Source organism: Acinetobacter sp. AG1 (assembly GCF_001005525.1).
Lineage (GTDB): Bacteria > Pseudomonadota > Gammaproteobacteria > Pseudomonadales > Moraxellaceae > Acinetobacter > Acinetobacter modestus.
Map to the genome: position 1 here is coordinate 66,203 of NZ_LBMZ01000110.1, position 17,129 is coordinate 83,331.

14 protein-coding genes and 1 tRNA gene are annotated in these 17,129 nt (G+C 35.0%); 7 read left to right on the top strand and 8 right to left on the bottom strand.

Annotated features, from left to right (window positions below):
• Window positions 1-72: 72 nt before the first annotated feature.
• Together AAV96_RS09185 and AAV96_RS09190 are read left to right on the top strand one after the other, a co-directional pair.
• The gene (locus AAV96_RS09185) at window positions 73-999 is read left to right on the top strand and encodes a lipase family protein (protein ID WP_046739072.1); all 927 of its coding nucleotides are present in this window, start codon (window positions 73-75) and stop codon (window positions 997-999) included.
• 238 nt (window positions 1,000-1,237) lie between these two features.
• Window positions 1,238-1,570 (top strand): DUF2834 domain-containing protein, encoded by a 333-nt coding sequence (locus tag AAV96_RS09190; protein ID WP_046739073.1) that lies wholly within the window; start codon window positions 1,238-1,240, stop codon window positions 1,568-1,570.
• Window positions 1,571-2,045: 475 nt separating this feature from the next.
• Here AAV96_RS09190 and AAV96_RS09195 read toward each other — a convergent pair whose 3' ends face one another.
• Window positions 2,046-2,678 (bottom strand): glutathione S-transferase family protein, encoded by a 633-nt coding sequence (locus tag AAV96_RS09195; protein ID WP_046739074.1) that lies wholly within the window; start codon window positions 2,676-2,678, stop codon window positions 2,046-2,048.
• A gap of 290 nt (window positions 2,679-2,968) precedes the next feature.
• On the opposite strand from AAV96_RS09195, the gene AAV96_RS09200 reads away from it, so the two are divergent.
• Together AAV96_RS09200 and AAV96_RS09205 are read left to right on the top strand one after the other, a co-directional pair.
• Window positions 2,969-4,945 (top strand): ATP-binding protein, encoded by a 1,977-nt coding sequence (locus AAV96_RS09200; protein WP_046739075.1) that lies wholly within the window; start codon window positions 2,969-2,971, stop codon window positions 4,943-4,945.
• 24 nt (window positions 4,946-4,969) lie between these two features.
• Complete coding sequence (locus AAV96_RS09205) at window positions 4,970-5,599, top strand: hypothetical protein (protein WP_046739076.1); 630 nt, start codon at window positions 4,970-4,972, stop codon at window positions 5,597-5,599.
• 51 nt (window positions 5,600-5,650) lie between these two features.
• Here the strand turns inward: AAV96_RS09205 and AAV96_RS09210 are convergent, their stop codons facing one another.
• Window positions 5,651-6,547: a hypothetical protein gene (locus AAV96_RS09210; RefSeq protein ID WP_046739077.1), complete on the bottom strand. Its 897-nt coding sequence runs from the start codon at window positions 6,545-6,547 to the stop codon at window positions 5,651-5,653.
• A gap of 2 nt (window positions 6,548-6,549) precedes the next feature.
• The gene (locus AAV96_RS09215) at window positions 6,550-6,849 is read right to left on the bottom strand and encodes an Arc family DNA-binding protein (protein WP_046739078.1); all 300 of its coding nucleotides are present in this window, start codon (window positions 6,847-6,849) and stop codon (window positions 6,550-6,552) included.
• A gap of 150 nt (window positions 6,850-6,999) precedes the next feature.
• Here AAV96_RS09215 and AAV96_RS09220 point away from each other — a divergent pair, with 150 nt between their 5' ends.
• Window positions 7,000-7,848 (top strand): Bro-N domain-containing protein, encoded by an 849-nt coding sequence (locus AAV96_RS09220; RefSeq protein ID WP_046739079.1) that lies wholly within the window; start codon window positions 7,000-7,002, stop codon window positions 7,846-7,848.
• A 12-nt stretch (window positions 7,849-7,860) separates the two neighbouring features.
• Window positions 7,861-8,142, top strand: a complete 282-nt coding sequence (locus AAV96_RS09225; protein ID WP_046739080.1) for a hypothetical protein — start codon at window positions 7,861-7,863, stop codon at window positions 8,140-8,142.
• Between the two features lie 83 nt (window positions 8,143-8,225).
• On the opposite strand, the gene AAV96_RS09230 is transcribed toward AAV96_RS09225, so the two are convergent.
• Window positions 8,226-9,467, bottom strand: coding sequence for a site-specific integrase (locus tag AAV96_RS09230; protein WP_046739081.1), 1,242 nt, complete (start codon window positions 9,465-9,467; stop codon window positions 8,226-8,228).
• 160 nt (window positions 9,468-9,627) lie between these two features.
• On the opposite strand from AAV96_RS09230, the gene AAV96_RS09235 reads away from it, so the two are divergent.
• Window positions 9,628-9,704 (top strand) — tRNA-Ile (locus tag AAV96_RS09235).
• Between the two features lie 421 nt (window positions 9,705-10,125).
• Here the strand turns inward: AAV96_RS09235 and AAV96_RS09240 are convergent.
• From AAV96_RS09240 to AAV96_RS09255, 4 genes are all read right to left on the bottom strand, one after another.
• Complete coding sequence (locus tag AAV96_RS09240) at window positions 10,126-11,148, bottom strand: DUF2939 domain-containing protein (protein WP_046739082.1); 1,023 nt, start codon at window positions 11,146-11,148, stop codon at window positions 10,126-10,128.
• Window positions 11,149-11,374: 226 nt separating this feature from the next.
• The gene (locus AAV96_RS09245; RefSeq protein WP_046739083.1) at window positions 11,375-12,529 is read right to left on the bottom strand and encodes a catalase family protein; all 1,155 of its coding nucleotides are present in this window, start codon (window positions 12,527-12,529) and stop codon (window positions 11,375-11,377) included.
• A 248-nt stretch (window positions 12,530-12,777) separates the two neighbouring features.
• On the bottom strand, window positions 12,778-13,893 hold the full coding sequence (locus AAV96_RS09250; protein WP_046739084.1) for a tryptophan 7-halogenase: 1,116 nt from the start codon (window positions 13,891-13,893) through the stop codon (window positions 12,778-12,780).
• 1 nt (window position 13,894) lies between these two features.
• On the bottom strand, window positions 13,895-16,915 hold the full coding sequence (locus AAV96_RS09255; RefSeq protein WP_046739085.1) for a LodA/GoxA family CTQ-dependent oxidase: 3,021 nt from the start codon (window positions 16,913-16,915) through the stop codon (window positions 13,895-13,897).
• Between the last annotated feature and the right edge of the window lie 214 nt (window positions 16,916-17,129).

Genomic DNA, 17,129 nt, shown 5'->3' on the forward strand with positions numbered 1-17,129 from the left:
ATTTAAATTCATTTCTACTACTTGATTTATATGAATTTAAATTTAATATAAATTTTAATTATGGATAAAAAAATGTTTCAATCAATCCTTACAAAGATTAAATCAATAGGACGTGCATCTACTCCTAAAAAGAAAAGCAAATACTTAGGTAATCAGCCATATTTAGAAGAAAAGGCAAGACCTTTTGGTAAAGATGAGCTAATAGCTGCGAGAAAGGGGTACATGTATGTAACGGCAGCTGCATTATCTTTACAGGGAGATGGACAAGAAGACAAAGACCATTGGATTGAAATACCAACTCGCTTAAAACCGATTCAACCAGATCCATTTATAGGCAGCAAGGGATTTCAAGCAAGAGTTTTCTTATTACATGATAAAAATAATTTTGATCAAATTGAGGCATTGGTTATTGCCTATACTGGTTCACAAATGAATAGTATTCAGAATATTTGGTATGATTGGATTGTTGCTGATTTTTTAGGTGGTCAATCACAACACGAACAAGCTCGTGAGCTACTTAAATCTCTTGTAGCAAAATATCCAAACATACATAAAGTAGTTGTCACTGGTTTTTCATTAGGCGGTGCACTTGCTGCTCATGTCGCCTTACATCCTGATACATCAAAATATGTATCAGAAGCATGGACTTTTAATCCAAGTGGTCGAATATATGATATGCGTCCAGAAAAAGAAAAAGATGCAATGGCTAATTCTGATGAAAGAGACCCAAGATTTTGGTTGGTAGCTAATTATGCGGAAGGTGCAAGATACTCAAGAACAAACTTTACCCATCGTTATATACGTGGTTTTGATTGGATACCAGCACCCTACGATAATTTTGTTAACAAAATTCAATTACTCCCTGTCAACTCTATTAAAGGTCACTTTAGGTATGTTCTTTTCCGAGACTTATTGTGGGCTGCTGAATTGGATGCTCGTATAAATAAAATAGAGCCAAATGAACCATTGGAAATCATTACACATACTCATTTTGTTTAATGAATAAAAATAGCTTATATAATTTTTATTTTGAAATAAAACCGCTCATTATCACATTGGTAGTGAGCATTTTAATTTTGACTGACTTACCAATTTGAAGTTTCTGATCACAAATTATTTTTATGCAAACCATAAAAAGTCTAAGACTATATGCTTTTAAAAAATGTCATGAATTTAGTATGATATTTTAAATGTACTAATAATTCTTATTACTAATTTATTATAGGCATATAAAATCATGAGAAAAATTTATGTAATACTTACTCTTGTTGGGATCGTACTTCCATTTTCACAGCTTATACGTTGGTTGATTGAGTATGGCATTAATATAGAACTCTTTATAAAACAGATCTTAGAAAATCCAGTAGCAGCTTTTGCTTGGCTAGATGTTGTTGTAACTGTGATTGTTATCACATTCATGATAATAAACGAAGGTAAGAAACTGAAAATGACAAGCTTGTGGATTCCTATAGCAGCTTCTTTTATTGGTGGAGCATCAGTAGGGCTGCCATTGTTCTTATATATGAGACAACATCATTTAGATAAAATTCAACAAACTCAGCTTGATTAAGTTACAAAATCAAGCTGAATATAATTTATATCTGAATTTAATATAAGTTCATCAACTTAAATAAAACCCAAGGGACAGTATCAATATTCCGGGAAACATAGACGCAAAGCTTATTGCTTTGCGCTGTGTGGCATTTTGTATCATATTATTAAATATATGTGGACCAATTATCATTCCGAAGACGGAAAATATAAATCCGACAATTATTAAAAGAGCTGAGATAAAAGTTGGCATAGTTTTATTACTTTTAGAAATGCTTTAACTGTCAACAATATAATACAAATCTATAACAGTTTTCAATCTATCAGATATTCTTTATTATCTTGTCCAATACCAATGTTATAAACACGGATATAGCATTATATTTCTCCAGTCATTTTCATAATCATACTGAAATTTGTGAATCAAACCCTCGCAAGAGGGCTTGGTTCACAGGTTGGTTTTTCTAAACGTACTTTAACTATTCTTATTTTTTTTAGATAGCCACACCATCTTGTTCAATTTTTACGGCAGCTTTCCAACTTGGTAGTGAGCTCAAATGTTCGACATAGCTTTTGATATGGGGATATTTTTCACCTTGTTTCATATGATGAATTAACCCGTGAAGAGCAAATCCCATCATAAAGTCGGCGCCAGTTAAACGATCGTCCACCAAAAATAATTTATCTTTTAAATAATCATTTAAATAACCAAAAACTTTATCAAACTCGATTTGAGTATAGTTTTCTAGAAATGCTAATTTTGTGCCGTGTTTAGTTTCTATTTGATTAAACGTTTTTAATAAAAATGGCACCATTGCTGAGCTTTCTGCGAAGTGAATCCATTGTAGGTAATCTGCATAACTAGCGTCATTTGTATCTGGTGCGAGATGTGGTGCAAGTCTTTGAATTAGTAACTCTACTATAGCTCCTGATTCTGCAATGACTTTACCTTGCCATTCAATCACAGGAGATTTTCCTAGAGGGTGAATTTTTTTTAGTGACTCAGGTGCTAAATGAGTAGTTTTGTCACGGTAATAGCGTTGCAATTGATACGGTTGTTTGATTTCTTCTAGTAACCACAAAATGCGGAAAGAACGTGATTGGTCTAAGTGGTGCAATGTAATCATGATGATTCCTGTCTTCAAAACTTAATGGGAAATTTCCCCAATTTTTCGGTTTTAAATATACCCTTAAGTCAATTGATAGTGCTGTTTATCTACTTATAAATAACGATCCAATGGGTATAGCAATTGTGAAAGGAGTTTGAGTTTTCTTAATTAGTTGACAAAATCAAAAAATAGTCATAAAAGTTGGTTGACAAAACGTGAATTTAGTCATGTCTAGGTATTTCATATAAACTAATGATAAGGTACATTATTTGCTAAATCATATTGCATGAATTAAAACTGTGAATGACATGACTACAAAGGCACAAACCCTTAAACCTATAAAAATTATAGCTACGCCTGGACATATTAAAACTTTAACAGAAGCTTCAGCTACAAAAGCATTGAGTGAACTAATATGGAATGGTTTTGATGCTTCTTCGCATGTAGTTTCCGTAAGCTTTAATTATAACGGTTTAGATACTTTAGATAGTATTTTAGTTGAAGATTATGGTGAGGGCATTCCCTATAGAGATGTCGAATTATACTTTGGGGAAATTGGTGACTCATGGAAAAAACAAAAAAAAGATACATATCATCACCCATTACATGGACAAAATGGAAAAGGACGATTTAAGGCTTTTTGTTTAGGAGGAAATATTGAATGGAAAACAACATATAAAAATGAAAATACATTCAATACTTATTCTATAATTGGAAATCATAATAAAATTGAGGAATTTAAAACAGGTAATGTAGAAAAAAAACATAAAGGTCAAAATGGAACCCAAGTTATTATTTCCAATTTGTATAAGAAAGCTAGTGAGTTATTAAAAGAAAAAACACGAAGTGAGCTTACAAAAAGCTTCGCAGTTTTCTTAACGGAGTTTCCACATCTTGAACTACATTTTAACGGTATAAAGATTGATCCAAAAAGTGTGCAGATTTGTTCAAAGGACTATGACTTAACTGATGATTGCAGTGAAATAACAACACATCCTGTTAAATTAACTATTATTGAATGGAATATTGAAACGGATAGAGTAATAAATTTGTGTTCAGCTAAAGGAATTTCATTAGAAGAATACGAGCCAAGACATAGGATTAAAGCGAAAGGTTTTAACTTTACTGCTTATTTGAAAAGTGAGTATTTTCAGGCATTAGAAAATGAAGGGGTACTTTCTCTAAGAGAACTTGAGCCAACCGTTGGAAAAATTCTTGATATCGCTGTTTCTACAATTCAAGAACATTTCAGAAAAAGAATGGCAGAAAAATATAGTGGAATTGTTCAAGAATGGAAAAACCAGAATATTTATCCTTACCAAGAAAAAACTAGTTTTACCTCTGTAGAAAAAGCAGAACAAGAAGTATTTGATATTCTTGCTGCTAATGTACAAACATTCTTACCTAATTTTGAAAAAACTGAAAAGACTTCTAAGAAATTTATGTTTAAACTAATTGCTCAAGCTATTACTGAAAATCCAGAATCTGTTCAAAAAATTATTACTGAGATTTTGGATTTAAAGAAAGAGGATCAAGATAAGTTGGCTGAGCTATTAGATAATACAACACTATCTTCAATTATTTCATCTGCATCAATTGTAACTAATAGATTAAACTTTTTAGATGGGTTGGAGGAGTTGCTCTTTGGCGAAAGTAAAAAGATTTTTACTGAGCGTGATCAATTACACAAAATTTTAGAAAAAGAAGCTTGGATTTTTGATGAGCAATTTGCTTTATCACTTTCAGAAGAAAGGCTTGAAAAAGTATTAGAAAAACATATCTCTAAATTAGGGAGTAGAGCTGATGAAATTGATGTCAAAAATCCTGTCGTGTTGCCAGATGGTCGAACAGGACGTATTGATCTTATGTTAAATAAGGTTGATCAACCTCGTGATGGTGAATTTGACTATTTAGTAGTTGAGTTAAAACGGCCATCAAAAAAGATAGACTCAGATGTTTTAAGTCAGATTGAAAAGTATGCAATCGCAGTTGCCGATGATGAAAGATTTCTCAATGTAAAAGCTAAATGGACATTTCTTGCAATTTCAAATGAACTAGATGCTTATGCCACTAGAAAAGCAAACCAAAGAAATATGCCAAAGAGTGTGATATTTCAAGATGGTGAGTTAAATATTACAGTTTTAGTTAAAAGTTGGGCGGAAGTTATTGCGGATGCTCGTGCAAAGTTACAGTTTATTAATAATCATCTTCAATATGAAGTTACGCAAGAAAGTTCTCAAAAGTACTTAAAAGAGGCACATGAGAAATTCATTCCGATAATATAAAATATATGGTAGGTCATAATATAAATGAAACTAGATAGTTTGGTATGTCACAACTCTTATTATGATAATGATGGGAATCCACTTGATTTATGTTTTGATAGAAAAACGATTTATATTCAAGGTAGTAAAGTCATTCTTGATAAGCTTCCATATTTAATTAACCCAAAAACAGGAGATATTTTTTTTCCAACTACCTCAAAGTATATAATTGAGGATTATTTGAAGGATGGGTTTGAAGTAACAAAAATAAATCAATTCAATAAATTTAATAAGAAGCATCCTAATTTTTATAAAAGTAATAATTTTAACTACTCTATGGTAGAGCATTTTTTTATACCAGGCTTGATTAGAAATATTCCCTCAGATGGTTTTTTAACCCCAGTTTATTTTAATCCAAATTTACTTGTGATGTTTGAACATGGAGCTGGCTATAACATAAATAAATATTCAAAAAGTTATGGACTTCTTAGCTTGAAAAATGGGGGAAGTATTAAGTATGGTGTAAATCGTTGTGGGTTTGTGATAATGTGGTTAGGTGATTTAGTTGAGTTAAGTGCTGATGAGTTAAGTTTTTTTTACTCACAAATGGTTGGGCCAAAATATGACATCCATTCAGATTTCTATAGAGCAGAAATATTAGGGGAATGGATTTAATTAAAGTTATTTATTTAAAATTAATAACTTTAATAAAAATAAAGAAGCACCTCATGGTGCTTCTTTATTTTTAACTTCATTCTTAAACGTTTGTGCCATAGTAGTCATTGTTTCTAAAGCATCTTTAGCAAAACTCACGTCTGCATTTTTCAACAGGTATGTTTCTGGCCATTTAATTTCGGAACTTAGTTGTTCAAGTAAAATAGTAAAATCTTTATCACCCTTTTCGACTGAAACTAGATAAATAAGCATGTACTTATCAAAAATAGATTTAATTTTAGTGAGGTAAGTAGAGGTGTCTGAAAAGCTCTTATATTGACGTAGATACCATGCACTTATGAACTCAATAAAAATGAAGACTAAAGATGTTGAGATAATTCCATAAATATGTTGTGTCTTAAATTCACCAATTGTAGTTATATAAAATTGCCAAATGACTGTTGCTAAAATAAAAAAAACAATACCGAAAACAGAGAATCTTTTTCCATTATCCAAAAGTAAAGAAGCCTTTTTATCAGAATCTATAGCTTTAATTTCAAGATAGTTGATGACACTTATAAAGTATTCAGAAAACCCAACAATTGATTTTTTAGTGGTTAAAATATTTTCACTTTTCCCACCTATAGTAATATCTCCATTGTTGTTAACAATATTGATAACTCTATTTTCACTTTCAGCATCAATATCACTTAAATTTTTGTTTGAGATAGCTGTTTGCAATTTAATCTCAAAAAATAATAGCATCAATAATGGGAGAAAAAAATAAAATGCTAAATTTTGTTTTAAATAATCTAGAAAACTGAGTTTTTCTTGAAGAAAGTAAAACATCATATTTAATGTTAAAAGTGCTGCTAATATTAAGAATACGACTCTATAAACTAAAATACGTTTAGGGTTTTCAAAAGCTATTTTTAAAGAGTTAAGAAGTTGTATTAATATATTAGACATGTCTATTTTGCCACCACGCTTAATCCATCAAGCCTTTTAGCTAGTTCCTTTATTAAATCTTCAGTTGAAATACTTTCTAAAGAATAGTCAGACAAATTTAAACCTACACTATTATCAGATTGATTGAGATATTTAGTTAATCCAATTCCGATATGCAAATGATTAAGTTCAAAACTCTTTTCCAACCTGGCAACAATATCTGCATTCATAGAACGATTCAGCTCTTTAGCAGACTCTGAAATTTTATCTTTTAGTTCTTGCGGTAAACGCAAATTATAAGCAACACCTAAATGTTTACCCATGACATCGCCCTAATAAATTCTGTTGACATGGTATCAAGTGGACATATATATTTGCAATATGTCCAGTGGACATTATTTTAAAATTAAAACGCCCCGAAAAATCTTGGCGGATCACGGGGCGAGTTACCAACATTCAGCGAGAAAATTGATATGAATAGTCTAACATTTAATACCGTAACATTGCATCCTATACAACAAAATGACGAGCAAATTTGGATTACATCTACAGAATTAGCTCGTACTTTAGGTTATAAACAGGAAAATGCCGTCAGTAAAATCTTCAACCGTAAAGCAGATGAATTTACTAATAAAATGACGCAAGTGATAGAAAATCCACAGCTACCCAATTTGGGTATGCGGATTTTTTCATTACGTGGCGCATATCTTATTTCCATGTTTGCAAAGACTGCCGTTTCCAAAGAATTCCGGAAATGGGTATTAGACATTTTGGAAAAAGAAGTCGAGCAACCTAAACAACATCAACTCGAAACCCGTATTAAAATCAATAACCGTCAAATTGCCGAACTTAAAGCAATCGTCGATCGTCGCTGCGAAGGTAGCGTCAAGAAACGTACAGAGATGTGGCATAGACACCACCAGCACTTCAAAGTATCGAGTTATAAAGATTTACTTGCTATCCATTTCAATGACTCAGTTACGTTCCTTGAAACAATGAAACTACGTAGTCTCGAAGAAGAGGCGAATATCCGCAATCTTGCTTTACACATGGTTTGGTTGAGCCAATGGTGGAGTGAGTTCGGTAATGCGATGCAGCAACTAAACCCAAAAATGAGCTATGGCATCCATGACCATTTTAAAAATGGCGCATACGAAGCACGTTTATTATTGGGCGAACGCAACTATGTATCACTCTTTCAAATCGCTCAAACACATGACTGGCAAAATGAGAATCTGGATCTACAAGGCTTAATGAGCAGATTGATGAACATGGATGGAAAATATTCGAATTTTCTTTCTTTGAATAACATAGATAAATAAGGGGGAATAAAAATGAAAACCCTGATGAAATCTTATGACGAAAACGATGTAGCCGAAGGCTTTGCACTGGCTTATGAACAAGTTGCCGATATCGCAGCGATGCTCGATGCCATTCAGAACAAACATGAGCGAACTATGGAATATCTGAATAAGGTCTACAATGTACCTGAATCAGTATTTAAAGAACTGACTCGGCTTTTTCAGATTACAAATAGCATGATCGAAGATTCACTCGAGTTTAGTAAATCTCAGGAAGATACATATAAAAACTCAGAAGAAATCAAAGCTTCATAATTGAATAACCATAATGCAGAAAACCGCTTTCTGAGCGGTTTTCATTTTAAATTTATGTATTCTAAACGTTGATACCATTAAATTTATAAATCAATATCAATTTTTCGACTTTCTCCCAAGACAATAATTTCTATCTCATTCATGGCAGCTCTTAACTTTTTATCACTGATTTGAACATAACCCGCAGTGACATCATTTTGATCTTCATTCTTGTGGTTCAGAAGCTTTTTAATTGTATATTTACCATAGTCCAGACTTTCTGCAATCGATCCATATGTTCTCCTTAGGTCATGGAACGTAAATTGGATACCACAACTTTTATTGATCTTAGCTCTAACTTTAGAAATATTAGTAATGTGGCCAGATTCAGATTTTGCAGAAGGGTAAACCCATTCTGACGTAATTTGCTTTCTACGCTTTTTCATCAACTTCCAAAGATAATCACCCATAGGAAGCGTATGTGGTTCATTGTTCTTTGGATCTACTGAAGTGATATAGCCATACTTTAAATCAACAGCTGACCATGCCAGCGATTCACATTCTTCTCGTCTAAAGCCAGTTAAGATCAATGTGATGAGAAAGTCTTTGTTGGTCTCAAGTTGCTGTCCACGATCTTCAAAATTTAATACGGCATTGATCCAATCTGGTAGCTTGTCCTCATTGATATATGAACTTCGTCTACGAATCTTATTCCAAGACTTTTTAGCTGTTAAAGTTTTAACTGGATTGAGTGGGGGAATGATAGGTTGTTCATCATCATCCAAATAGTGTTCGATCGAAAAATTATATATAGCTCGAAAGACACGCATACACATATTGGCTTGAGCTTTACTGTTAACTGATAGGTCTTTGTGTTTTTCTTGAACCATTGTTCTAGTAATGTCTTTAAGCTTAGTATCCTTCCAGTCTTTTAAGTAGCCATTAACGACATCACTGTAATCTTCCAACGTACGCGGTTTTAATGTGCGTTCCTCGATATATACCTGGTATGCCTCATTTAAAGTCGGCTGAGACTTTTCAATATCAAAAATTGATTTAGCATCTGCAATTTTCTTCTTTTTCTTATCTATTGGTTTTATACCCATCGTCATATCTAAAAGAGCTTCTTGAGCCAATACTCTTGCTTGAGACAGTGTAATTTGGCCATGAATACCTAGAGTAGACCGAGTAGACCTGCCATTAACCTTTTTTTCAACGATATAAGTTTTATATGAAGTATTTACACGCACAGCAAAGCCAATTAACTCACTATCACGATAAATCGCAGGAATTAATTCGAGTTGATCAATAAATGACTTAGTAAGCTTTACTCTGTTTGCAGACATAAGCTAGAATCCGCTTGTTTCACAACATTTAGCATCATATTACAATATTCTTTACGGTCTACTATAGGTCTACTCAAGAAAAAACTTGTAATTAAAAATGATTTTCGCTAATATTGGATTCAAGCTGAATTGTAGATAATACAATCAGTTATAAAGTATAGGGCCTATAGCTCAGTTGGTTAGAGCAGCGGACTCATAATCCGTTGGTCGACAGTTCAAGTCTGTCTGGGCCCACCATATAAAACAACCACTTAGGTGCACTAATCCTAAGTGGTTTTTTAATATCTAAATCTATGTAAGCACTATGTAATTGTAAGTTTTCGTGCAATTTTGCACTGAAATTTTACATATTATTTTGCACTAATTCATAAAATAAGCCATGCATATGCATGGCTTCATTCATTTTAACTTCTTAAATAAATAATATTTAGACCGCCCAATGATCCTGCAAGAATTCTACCTAAGTTTTGGATCTGTTCCGTTGAAAAATAAGCAACTTTATATACTAGTGTTCCATTGTTAGCGGTATTCAAGTTACGCATAGATAACGGTAGCCTAATCCTTCAAGTTGCTCTATCGCCTTAATTCTATTTCTGACTCAGTTACCTTAGTCATCACATTCGCCCCAGACTTATGGTTCTTGTTGTATGTTGCTTTCTCAAACATCTTCTTGGACGTTATAACCATACTGCTGAATACCAGCCATCATCTCTCCAGTGTAATTATGGCAAGCTTGTAAATAAGTTTCTGCATCTGACCATAATACACCTGAGACACCAGAGGCATTTAACGGAATGACTGTTACTTGCTCTCCAATCTGAACAATTGGCTTGGTCAAAGAGCACTGGATTTGAATTTTATGTGCTTCATGATTCCAATCAATATGTTCAGACTCAAACTCTCGACTTCCTCCTACAACAGTTAGCTCTATATTTGTCTCGGTTGGCGTCTGGTTTAATTGCTTAAATTCCATTACACGTGCAATTGAACATGGGTCATGATAACAAGACTCTAATTGTGAACCTTTCTGAACACCTGAGAAATCAAATGCTATTGTAGACTCGGAAATTGTTGGGACCTCAGTTTCTGTTGGTATTTCCACAGCAGATTCGATGGGTTGTTGTGCTGCTTGTTGAGGTTTGACTTCATCCATTGGAATGACAAACTTTTTCACTTTCCAACTTAAGCCATCACGTTCCATAATGATTTTTAACTGTTTTTCATTGTTTGGATTTTTGAATGTGACTTCAAACATGTTCATCGATAAATAACGTGTGCTGTAATCTAACGTTTCTTGTGAAATTGTCTGATTTGATGATTGCTCTGTATATGGCTTTAAGCTGTCCTTGAAGTCTTTCCCTTGGAGCATCAATGTCATACCTTCAGGCGTAACGACAGCATCTACCATTTTATCAACCATGGTTGTTGCGATCATTGTTCCCAATGCTTCCCAACCATTAGTTTCTTTTGATGCCATTTCCTTAACCATGTAAGCATTCATTTGATCTTTGAAGCTCTGACGGACACTGGGATAGTCCATGTATGCAGAGACTTTCTCACTGTCACCTGCTTGTGCTGCATTCTTAATGCTATTGAGAACGAGGTAGGGGGAAGCATAATAGTAGCCCCCAACTAGTACGATAACGACAGCGATTATGGCCCCGATCAATTTCTTATTCATATTCAGCCCTATGAAGGTAAAAAAGTGAAGTCAGTAAAAGACTTCACTTAAATGTTATATAACTTATTCTATTTGATCAGATCAATATTTGATTCAATCATCTTTGTCATTTATTAATGCTAAATATTTATGATTAAAACCTTCAGAAAGTATCTTCAATATATTAGAAGCTAAATTATCAAAAGATTTTCTAATATGTTCTCTAAAAGTATTTTCTTTAACATTTCTATTTAGGCTCTTGTCTCTGAGCAGAATTCATTTCATGTCTGACGATACTTATATTTTCGTATATTACCTTACGTAATCTATTTATCGCACCTAATGGTTTATGTTCAGGTAGAGAATGCCAAGGCGTAAATGAAAGGTTTTCACAAAATTTATTCTGATCAGGCGTATTAAAAACCTGTTGAGGAATATGAATGGTTGCAACTTTATAAAAAGGAGCCTTGTCTTCTTTCCATTCATTCATCGAATTTTCTACAAGCATTTTAGTTGATGTTCTCGGTTGTATAAGAAATTCCATACATACATCTTTCTTATTTAAGGTATCTTGTAGAGCTGCTCTCAAAAAGTTAGGACCTGATTGATTAAGCATAGTATCCGCATTTAGGGAGCAAGGTCTTGCCGAATACTTTACTGCTTGACGATCAGCACCTAATCCTAATTGATAGGGAACCATTGACCAATAGCGAGCTTGAACTGGATTCGATATTTTTGAATTGCTTGCTCCCAATGCGTTGAGTGTTCCTTTAAAACCTAATGCGAAAGGGATATGCAATTTTTTTAAAGTACTTTTGCTATTTGTATCTTCTATAAAAGATAAATAACGTAAAGGTTCATCTACGAAAAATACAGGGTGGTTAATCATAATAAAATCTTGAGTCAGCGCTTGCTCATCATTTTCCAAGATTTTTTTACCTGGGACGCCTAACAATTTTATTGCCATACCACGCGCATCTTTTTTATCATCAGCTCTTGTGGCATCACCAGAAGCATTAGAAAAACGAATCCATGCTGAATAGGTTTTATCAGGAACAAAAATTCCTTGAGCTAAGTTTTTGGGTATAGATTTTAATACATGAAACTCTGCACGTACGCAGCCATGCGCTTTGGGATGTGCATCTCTCAATGCATTGCCAGAGGAGTATTGACTTCGAATTGATTGAACAATTTGCTCTGTAATTTGATTCGCTATTATTTCTTCATCAGGCTGTAATTTTTCACCGAGTTCTCTATCAATGGTTGGATAGGGAAGTTGATGCATATTCGTTATGGTTTTTCTTTGCTGAAGGTTGTTAGAACAACCGCTTATGCTTATCAAAATAGGAGTCATGGCAAATAACAAGAAACTGAAACGTATCGATGGCATATAACTTGACATTTACTTGCTCCTTATCCCATCGCAGCTATTGTTGAGTGCGATGGATCGATACACTTTGTGGTAAAAGATGTTGTTATCGGAATTATTGCTATCCTGTATTTTAGTACATCAAAACTTGAGTAAGAATACAAGCTGTTCTTAGTTATTGATTTTATATTTAACTTTTATCGAAATGTGGGTGTTTATAGATTATGTTTATGTCTTACTTTTAAAATATGCTCATAAAATCTTCGTTCATAACCACATAATCAAGTTGTTTTTGCTACGGTTTGGTGTGCTTGCCAAAAAGGGTTGTCGGTCCACCTTTGTTCTTGCTTGTATAGGAGGTAACGACGATTTTCATAAGTATTGATAATTTTATTAATTTCAGTGGTGTAGTTTCTGTGATTATTTTCATTATACTGAGTAGCTAAAATAGCTTCTGCGGCTTTCATACCTGTATAAAGAGCATTGAACAGACCCTGTCCAGCAATAGGATCAAATGCAAGTAATGCATCCCCACAAGCAACCCAACCGTTGCCTATTGGCTGTTCCAACCAACTACTACGAACATCATGAGAGAAAATATCTTTACCAAATTCTAAATTGCCCAATAAATCGTATAAACCGACATTCTTAGAAATCAGATGCTCCCATTGTTTATTGTCATGATGAAATTGAGTAGCTGTTTTGGGAGTTGTATGGTATCCAATGACCCACTGATGATCATTGATTTTACCTGTGTATACCCATCCATTTTGGCTGGCAGAAATAATGGTTCTGTTCAGTTTTACATTTTTCTGGGGCGTACAGGTACGGTATAAAGCAACCAATGGAACTCCACGGTAACGTTCAATCCCAAGAAGTTTAATCAATTTTGCACTGCGACCTGTTGCATCGACAATCCATTTGGAATGGATTGTTTTTCCATCTTCAAGCCTGATTTTCCATACACCATTATGTTTTTCTAATGCTACAACATCTGATGGATAGAATCTTGCTCCGCTTAAGAGCGCTTCTTTTCTGAGTAGTTCATCAAAATTTTTACGATTAATTCTTAATCCAAAGCCATAAGGGTCATGGATATAATCTGTGGTTGATAAGATATTACTTCCCCAAAAAGTCATATTACCGCCAACATGCTCAGAGTAGGTAGTATTGCTAAATTGATTCTCTGTTTTTAATTTTGCGGTTAGAGAAATAAGCCCAAGTTTATTAAGTAGGCGAATTGCTGCACTGGGCAGAGTCTCTCCAAATTTATGTGTTTTGTGTGCAGGTCTATCAATTAGAGTAACTGATAAACCTGCTTGCGCAAGCTGTCTGGCCACAATGGTGCCAGCAGGACCACTACCTGCTATGCACACATCGACATCAAAAATTTCCATCTTAACGTTTTTGTACACGAACTGAACGGAATGCCAATAGCTGTTCTTGATCTGCCCATCCAGCTTTTTCTAATTCGGTCAGAGGTCGAGCTATATTGCGCAATAATGTGGTTGCATTTTCTGCCGCAGTTTTGAGTTGTCCCGCGATTAATGTTTCTACATAGATATATTCAGGAAGATCTGGATCATCTTTGATACCAGGACGTACCTCAACAATACCCAACTCATTAAAATGGGCAATCATGCGCAGCATCACTTCTGCTGTATTTGCATCTTTAATTGCACGAAGCCAATTTAGACGTTGATTAAATGCTGCAATTCGTTCTTCTCTTGGCAAATCTAGGTTCATTACTTTTTGATAATCTTGTTCAGTTAATACATGGTTTGGAACTCGTGCAGCCCAGAAAGTTGGTAAATATGGATCAAAGTCTGGATCATAGCCTGAACGGCAGAATGCAGTATCACCTTGCCATGGAATTGCCATCCATCTTGTTATGCTTCCGGCAGTTTGTGCATATAAGGGTCCATCAACCTGTTGTACTTTAATCGGAGTCATGGTCGAACCATAATAAGGCTCTGGTTCTGAACTTGGGCGTAACCGAATACGGAAAGGGGCATTGTACATACTGGCATGACGCATTGGCCAAGTCATTTCGCAACCTGGGTGGAATGTATCTGCCAAACAATAATGTAAAGCGGCTTGATCAAGCATATTTGGTTGTTGTGCTAATGGTACTTGATCAATTGATGTCGGTACTGTAGGTGTTTCAGTTGTCCAATCATTGATAAATTTACCATTTACCCAATGCTGTAAGATTCCTTGTTGTAGGCCTGTCATGGTGAGCATGTTACCTGTACCATTTTCAGGGAAGCTACCAAAAGCATCACCATAAATCCAAGGCCAAATATGTGGCCACGTCACTGGTTCAGCAACTGACGGTTTTAATGGTCTGAAGCTATGAAGAATTGCACGACGTAATTCGCTATATGGGTCTGGATCAGTGGCTTGTTCAGGTTTAAATGACAACTTGGCTAACAAAGACGGATTAGTGAAATCCATTGGACAACCTTTACCGAAATAAGCTGCAAAGCCTTTGTTTACCCACTGTAAGCCACCTAGACGTTGTAACAAAGGTAAAATGTCTTTAGTAAATGAAGGCATTTCAGGCATACTCATCCAGCCAGCATTAACATAAACATCACACATCAGGTCATACATTGTTCTCCAACTTACAACATCGGGTGCGTAATTGGGTGGAGCTACAACAACCCAAGCGGATTCAACAGGAATACTAATTCCATTAATTGACACCGTTGCTGTTACTGGACCATCTGAAGTGTCATCATACCAGTCATTGGCGTTGTTAAAGCTTGGAGGGTTATCTGGATCATATACAGGTGCATCAGTTGGTGAAGCTGCTTTTCCGTGTCCTCCTAAGAAAATTAAACGACCATTTTCATCAGTTTGAATTTCTCCAAGAGGTACGGTAACGGGTTGATCAGCAGCAGCTTGAAACGTACCTGTATCAAAACGATGTTCAGCACCACCTGATACATTACGACCAAAAATACTGCGCGGTCCTGGATCAATTGCTAATTTTTTACGATCTTTTACGGTTGGATTACGTAATGTAAAAGCATTATCTGGGGCATTCACAGCTTCTGGAATATCAAGCGCATATTGGAATTGATACCATTCGGCTTTGCGATTCGCAACGTGTACAGTCCAAACAATATCTGCATTATCAGGAGTTAATTCGCGTACAACTTCGCCTGCTGCGTTGTAACCATAAATGCGAAAACGGGCTGCTTGTCTTTTAATTGCACCTGTAGCATCACGATAAGAATTAGGTTGTTGATTTAAATCGGCTGGTGCATCGACAACTTCAGGTCCAATAAAAAACTCGTTTATGCTATCACCAACCCGTGCAATTCCAATAGCAGGATGAATCGCTGCACGAACAATATCCGTATCAACAGCATTTCCAGGTGACATTAATGGACGAGGTGTGTCTGGTTCACCTTGTGGCACACCATTAACATTACGACGTAATTCTGCGGAGGCTGCATAAACCACACGTCGCGCATCAGCAATAGAACCAACAGGAGCATGTTCTGCTGTCACACGCCAGATATTCATTGCTAGATTTTCGCCGTATTCTGCTTGACCACGTGCGCTGATATCTTGAATAGGAATAACAATATCCGCAACATGAATAGGTGGACTCAGATCTTCCGGCCAGACTACAGTTGCTTCATCTAAAGGCATTTGTTCTGGAACAGTTCTTAGCTGAATCATGAATCGAAAACGAGCTTCTGAATTTTTTAATCTAGTATTCAGGTCCGTGGCGAGATATGAGGGATCATTCGGTGAGTGAGTAGGGGGATCTAAATAGAATGTCGGTTCAATTTTATATTTGACATATTGATCCTCTCCAAAACGGAAGGGTAAACCGCTCCAATAAGGTGATGCCAATACACTTGCGACTGGTTTTGCCATTGCATCAAGCAATTCAGACGTCTTTGGATGTGCCTTAAGATATGGATCATAATCTCCATCAACAACTCCAGCCTTGGTGAATTCGCACATATCTTTAGCTGTATCAACAAAGAATGCATCAAAGTTTTGTAAGATGAAGTCGAAGGTATCGGCATGAGGATTACCGAGTAATTTTTCTCCAGCAACATCAAATAATTTAATTCCGATACCCAGTGTGGATTTATAATCTGTACGAGTAGGTGTGGTATCTGATGAGAATCGAATCCATGTTGGATAACTTTTGCCTAAATTTGCAAATAGACCAACACGCAAATTTTCAGGGAGATCACTACGAACAACGAATTCTGCTGCTGCTACACCGTGCGGTTTCAGAAATACAGGACGCATAGCAGGGCATTGACCTTTGGCAATACGTCCAGCTTGTACCATATCTACGAACATCGCTTTTAGAGATTCAATTGGGTCAGTAGAACAGTCTACACAAGGTGCATTCTCAGACGTAATTGATTTTAGATGGTCCATATTTATCCCTTATTATTTTTAAAATTATTTATAAAGTGTATTGCCGATAAGAAATTACAGAAAAGGGTTTATATGGTCAATACATGTCCTATAAAAACAGTTCTGTATTTTTTAAAATATTGTTTTTATTGAAATTATTTATTTTCTGACCGTTTTTTTTAAATCTGATAAGTTTTATTAAATAAAGAATTGATAATGATAATTGATATTGTTT

Bases quoted from the DNA above. Each gene is read 5' to 3' on its own strand.
- AAV96_RS09185 (WP_046739072.1), top strand. From the start codon at position 73: ATGTTTCAATCAATCCTTACAAAGATTAAATCAATAGGACGTGCATCT.
- AAV96_RS09190 (WP_046739073.1), top strand. From the start codon at position 1,238: ATGAGAAAAATTTATGTAATACTTACTCTTGTTGGGATCGTACTTCCA.
- AAV96_RS09195 (WP_046739074.1), bottom strand. From the start codon at position 2,678: ATGATTACATTGCACCACTTAGACCAATCACGTTCTTTCCGCATTTTG.
- AAV96_RS09200 (WP_046739075.1), top strand. From the start codon at position 2,969: ATGACTACAAAGGCACAAACCCTTAAACCTATAAAAATTATAGCTACG.
- AAV96_RS09205 (WP_046739076.1), top strand. From the start codon at position 4,970: ATGAAACTAGATAGTTTGGTATGTCACAACTCTTATTATGATAATGAT.
- AAV96_RS09210 (WP_046739077.1), bottom strand. From the start codon at position 6,547: ATGTCTAATATATTAATACAACTTCTTAACTCTTTAAAAATAGCTTTT.
- AAV96_RS09215 (WP_046739078.1), bottom strand. From the start codon at position 6,849: ATGGGTAAACATTTAGGTGTTGCTTATAATTTGCGTTTACCGCAAGAA.
- AAV96_RS09220 (WP_046739079.1), top strand. From the start codon at position 7,000: ATGAATAGTCTAACATTTAATACCGTAACATTGCATCCTATACAACAA.
- AAV96_RS09225 (WP_046739080.1), top strand. From the start codon at position 7,861: ATGAAAACCCTGATGAAATCTTATGACGAAAACGATGTAGCCGAAGGC.
- AAV96_RS09230 (WP_046739081.1), bottom strand. From the start codon at position 9,467: ATGTCTGCAAACAGAGTAAAGCTTACTAAGTCATTTATTGATCAACTC.
- AAV96_RS09240 (WP_046739082.1), bottom strand. From the start codon at position 11,148: ATGAATAAGAAATTGATCGGGGCCATAATCGCTGTCGTTATCGTACTA.
- AAV96_RS09245 (WP_046739083.1), bottom strand. From the start codon at position 12,529: ATGTCAAGTTATATGCCATCGATACGTTTCAGTTTCTTGTTATTTGCC.
- AAV96_RS09250 (WP_046739084.1), bottom strand. From the start codon at position 13,893: ATGGAAATTTTTGATGTCGATGTGTGCATAGCAGGTAGTGGTCCTGCT.
- AAV96_RS09255 (WP_046739085.1), bottom strand. From the start codon at position 16,915: ATGGACCATCTAAAATCAATTACGTCTGAGAATGCACCTTGTGTAGAC.